Raw genomic sequence first — 4,098 nt, 5'->3', positions numbered from 1 at the left:
GGTCGGTGCGGGCGGTGCCGTCCGGCCCGGCACGGTGGGTGACTTCTCCGCCGGGGCCGGCGGCGCGCTCTGCGCCTGGTAGTGCGGTGCACTCTGCGGGGTCGGTGAGGTCGGGGTGGAACCGGGGTCCGTCTGCTCCGGGCCGGTGCGGGCTTCGGGGACGGCCCCCGGGCTCGACTCGCCGTTGCGGGTGGCGCGATCCCGCCAGGTCGACCGGAATCTGCGGAACACGGCCATGGCTCTCCCCGGGGTCGGGGCGCGGCGGCCCCCACCGCGATGTGGCGGGCCCGGCGCGCGACTTTGACGTTCCGTGAGCGCTCAATCGCAGCATGCGACCATCCGGGGCCGGTTAGGAAGTACCCAATCGTCCCTATCTGGTGGCCACCCGGCGTGTCGGCTGCGCCACTCCGACCCGGCCCGCCACCTGCGCAGACACCCGTGGAACTTGCATCCGGACCGGCGGAACTTCCACGCCTGCCCGCGTCAGGTGACGGGCTGGCAGACGGGACACCAGTAGGTGACCCGTTCGCCAAGCTCCTCCTTGCGGATCGCGGTGCCGCAGCGGCGGCAGGGCTGTGCCCGGCGTCCGTAGACGTAGCTGGTCTGGCCCCGCCGCAACGATCCGGTGCTGCTCTGTGTCCACCGCCCCCGGTTCGCGGCCAACAGCTCCTGCGCCAGCCGGACCAGGCCGTCGAGGTCGGGCACCTGTCGGACCGGCGTACGCGGATGCACGCCGCGCAGGAAGAGCACCTCGCACTTGTAGAGGTTGCCGACCCCGGCCAGGTTGCGCTGGTCGAGCAGGGCGACTCCGACGGCGGTGTCCGGATGGGCGGCGAGCCGGCGTACCGCCTCGGCCGGATCCCAGTCCGCGCCGAGCAGGTCGGGGCCGAGATGCCCGACCAGGTGGTCCTCCTCGGCGGTGGGCACCAGCGCCACGTCGTGCAGGTGGTAGCCGACGGCCGTCGCGGCGGAGGCCCGCAACACCACCCGGATCAGGTGCGCCGGGCGGGCCGTCCAGCGTTCCCCCGGCGCGTACGTCCGCCAGGTGCCGTCCATCCGCAGGTGCGAGTGCAGCGTCCAGTGCTCCTGGGTGTGGCCGGCGCGAGTGACCCCGGTCGGGGCGGCGCTGGTGGGGGCGGTCAGGCGGAGCAGCAGGTGTTTGCCCCGGCTGGCGCATTCCCGGACCGCGAAGTCGGTCAGGTCGGTGGTGGCCAGTCGCGGCACCCGGAAGTCGCTGCCGGTCAGCCGGGTGCCGGCCAGGGCGCGGTCCAGGACGCGGGCGGTGTTCCACACGGTGTCACCTTCGGGCACCCCACCATCCTCCCTCACCCGAGCCGAATTCGCGTGTATCGCTATTTGTATGTCACTTCGGTTCGATCTTCCTATATGAGCATTATCGGGGAGATCTGAGGAGGAAAACGAATGAATCGCATTCGTCTATCGCGACCGGCGATCGCGCCGGCCGCTGTCCTGGCCGCTGTCCTGGTCGTCACCCTGGCGCCCCCCGCGCCCGCCTCGGCCGCCCGCGCCGACCGGTGGAACGCCGCCCTGTCCACCGTCGACGCCGACGACGTCAACGTCCGGCACACCCGGTCCGGGCTGCGGCTGGCCGACGCCCGTCCGCCCGGCGTACCGATCCGCCGCAGCGCCGTCGCCGAAGGGATGCTGGTGGCTGCGCCGCGTACCCTGAGCAGCCCGGCCACCCGGTTCCGGGCCGAGGTGACCGCCACCTCCCGGGCCGGTGCCACGGCGAGCGTCCAGGTGCGCGGCTGGCACGACACCGGCTGGACCGAATGGCGCGACGCCGTACCGGCGGCGGTGTTCGACCGGCCGATCGGGCGGGTGCAGACCCGGGTGGTGCTCACCGGTGGTCCGGCCGGAGCCACCGCCGAGGTCCGCGCCGTCCGGTTCACCGCCGACACCGGCGGGGTGGCCGTCGCCGCCGCCACGCCCGGCCGCGTCTACCGGGTCTACACCACCCGGATCGGCCTGGTCGGCGAGGTGACCGCCAACGGGCACACGGTCGCGCCCCGCGACCATTTCGTGGCGCTGCCGTCGCGGCGGAGCCTCTCCCCGCGCAACAGCGGCGACTACACCGTCCGGGTCTGCACCACCAGCGGCAGCCGCTGCACGTACGCGCCGGTCTGGGACGTCGGACCGTGGAACACCCGGGACGACTACTGGAACCCCAGCGCGGTGCGGGAGAACTGGAAGGACCTGCCGCAGGGACGCCCGCAGGCACAGGCCGCCTACCAGAACGGCTACAACGGCGGGCGGGACCAGTTCGGGCGTACGGTGCTGAACCCGGCCGGAATAGACCTCGCCGACGGCACCTTCTGGGACGGGCTGCAACTGACCACCAACACCTGGGTCGACGTCGCCTACCTCTGGACCGGCACCGGCAGCCGGGCGGTGATCGGTGACGGGCCGCTGAACATCCGCGCCGGAGCCGGCACCGGCTACGCCAGCCGGGGACTGGCCGCCCGCTACTCCCACGTGCCCGTCGAGTGTTACGTGACCGGGCAGACGGTGACCGGGCCGTACCGCACCACCAACCGGTGGAACCGACTCGCCAGCGGGCAGTTCGTCAGCCACGCGTACGTCTCGGCGGTCTGGGGCCCCACGGTGCCGCGCTGCTGAATCCCGCGCGCGGAGCCGGGCCGGTGTCCTCCCACGCCGGCCCGGCCTGGGCTCAGGGCAGCTCGTCCGGACGGGGGCCCCGGACCGCGTCCTGGTAGCGGGGGTGGCAGGCACCGTAGACGGCGAAGTTCAGCCGGGCGTGCGACAGGCTCAGGTCGCCGTTGGGGCCGCCACGGACCACGTCCGCGTCGGCGTCGGCCTGACCGTCGTCGGTCCAGAAGCAGACCGGACAGGTGCCGCCGCCGGTCCGGTACGCGCAGCAGGGGCAGGCGGCGGGAACCCAGCGATCGTTCACCCGAACAGCTTTCCACAGTAGACGTCACGGGCGTGTGGCGCGGGGCACCTCGTCGGTGGGGGCCGCCCACACCCGCAGCAGCCTACCCGGTACCACCCCGAGCAGGTCCACAGCGCGTCCCCCGTTGACCGAGAGCGCCACCAGGCCGGCCGAGTCGGCATGCGCCACCAGCCCGCCGACGGGCGCGTCGCCGAACGTCCGTCCGTGCACCGCCTCCCGCACCGGCTCGGCGTCGTGCGGGCGTACCCGTAACCGGGCCGGCAGTGGGGCGAGCAGGTCGGCCGACGCCGCCACCTGCACGTTGCCGAAGTTGTCCACGGTCAACACCTCGGCGACGAAGCCGTCCGGCGTCGACTCGACCACCGGCTCCGGCAGGCGTACCAGCGTCTCCGGACCGACCGCCGGACCGGCCTGCGCCATCGGCGCTCCCGTGGCCAGCCGGGCCGCCACCGGCGCGAACACGTCCCGGCCGTGGAACGTGGCGGAGACCCGGGCGCCCCACCACGTCGGATCGGTCAGCTCCACTGCGGCGCGCACCCCACCCAACGCGTCGGCCGCGTCGCACAACAGGCCGTTGTCCGGCCCCACCAGCAGGCCCCCGGGCGTGGCCAGCGCGACACCCCGCCGGGCCGTACCCACCCCCGGGTCGACGACGGCCAGGTGTACGCCGCCGCCAGGCAGGTACGGCACCGTCTGGGCGAGCACCGTCGCGCCCCGCCGGACATCGCCCGGTGGCACCAGGTGCGTCACGTCGATCACCCGCACCGTCGGGGCGAGCCGGGTGATCACCCCGTGGCAGGCCGCCACGAATCCGTCGGTCAGGCCGTAGTCGGTGGTGAACGAGACGACCCGATCCACGCTGCTGGTCACGGCACCGCATCGTACGGTCCGGTGTCGGTGCCGGATAGGTGACAGGCCGCCTGACCGACCGGCCACTGCACACCGCGACGTCCGCCCGGCAGACTGCTCTGAGTGAGCCACCGGATCCTGCCAGCCCTCGTCCTCGTCGCGGTCACCGCCGCCCTCACCGCCTGCGGTGGTGGGGAGAAGGAACAGCCGTCCGCCGCCGACCCGACGAGCGCGCCGCCCCCGGCCAGCGCGCCGGCCACCGCAGCCACCCCACCGGTCCCGTCGGACGCCCCGTCGAGCGCGCCGTCCACCGC

4 protein-coding genes and 2 pseudogenes are annotated in these 4,098 nt (G+C 73.9%); 2 read left to right on the top strand and 4 right to left on the bottom strand.

Annotated features, from left to right (window positions below; all coding sequences use genetic code 11):
* Together EYA84_RS33665 and EYA84_RS27910 are read right to left on the bottom strand one after the other, a co-directional pair.
* Nucleotides 1-231 (bottom strand): annotated as a pseudogene (locus tag EYA84_RS33665) (hypothetical protein); the annotation flags it as partial.
* A gap of 252 nt (nucleotides 232-483) precedes the next feature.
* Nucleotides 484-1,311, bottom strand: coding sequence for a zinc finger domain-containing protein (locus EYA84_RS27910; RefSeq protein ID WP_131056852.1), 828 nt, complete (start codon nucleotides 1,309-1,311; stop codon nucleotides 484-486).
* A 111-nt stretch (nucleotides 1,312-1,422) separates the two neighbouring features.
* On the opposite strand from EYA84_RS27910, the gene EYA84_RS27905 reads away from it, so the two are divergent.
* Nucleotides 1,423-2,640, top strand: coding sequence for a hypothetical protein (locus EYA84_RS27905; protein ID WP_201272499.1), 1,218 nt, complete (start codon nucleotides 1,423-1,425; stop codon nucleotides 2,638-2,640).
* Nucleotides 2,641-2,692: 52 nt separating this feature from the next.
* Here the strand turns inward: EYA84_RS27905 and EYA84_RS27900 are convergent, their stop codons facing one another.
* Nucleotides 2,693-2,935, bottom strand: a complete 243-nt coding sequence (locus EYA84_RS27900; protein ID WP_131056850.1) for a CPCC family cysteine-rich protein — start codon at nucleotides 2,933-2,935, stop codon at nucleotides 2,693-2,695.
* A gap of 24 nt (nucleotides 2,936-2,959) precedes the next feature.
* A complete protein-coding gene (locus tag EYA84_RS27895) occupies nucleotides 2,960-3,793 on the bottom strand; it encodes an S-adenosyl-l-methionine hydroxide adenosyltransferase family protein (protein WP_131056854.1) in 834 nt (277 codons plus the stop codon).
* A 114-nt stretch (nucleotides 3,794-3,907) separates the two neighbouring features.
* Between EYA84_RS27895 and EYA84_RS27890 the strand changes: the two are divergent.
* Nucleotides 3,908-4,098: pseudogene (locus EYA84_RS27890) on the top strand (hypothetical protein); the annotation flags it as partial.

The organism is Verrucosispora sp. SN26_14.1, from assembly GCF_004307965.1.
Lineage (GTDB): Bacteria > Actinomycetota > Actinomycetes > Mycobacteriales > Micromonosporaceae > Micromonospora.
Note: the sequence above shows the minus strand (reverse complement) of the source record. Positions and strands in the feature narration are given on the sequence as shown.

Bases quoted from the DNA above. Each gene is read 5' to 3' on its own strand.
- EYA84_RS27905 (WP_201272499.1), top strand. From the start codon at position 1,423: ATGAATCGCATTCGTCTATCGCGACCGGCGATCGCGCCGGCCGCTGTC.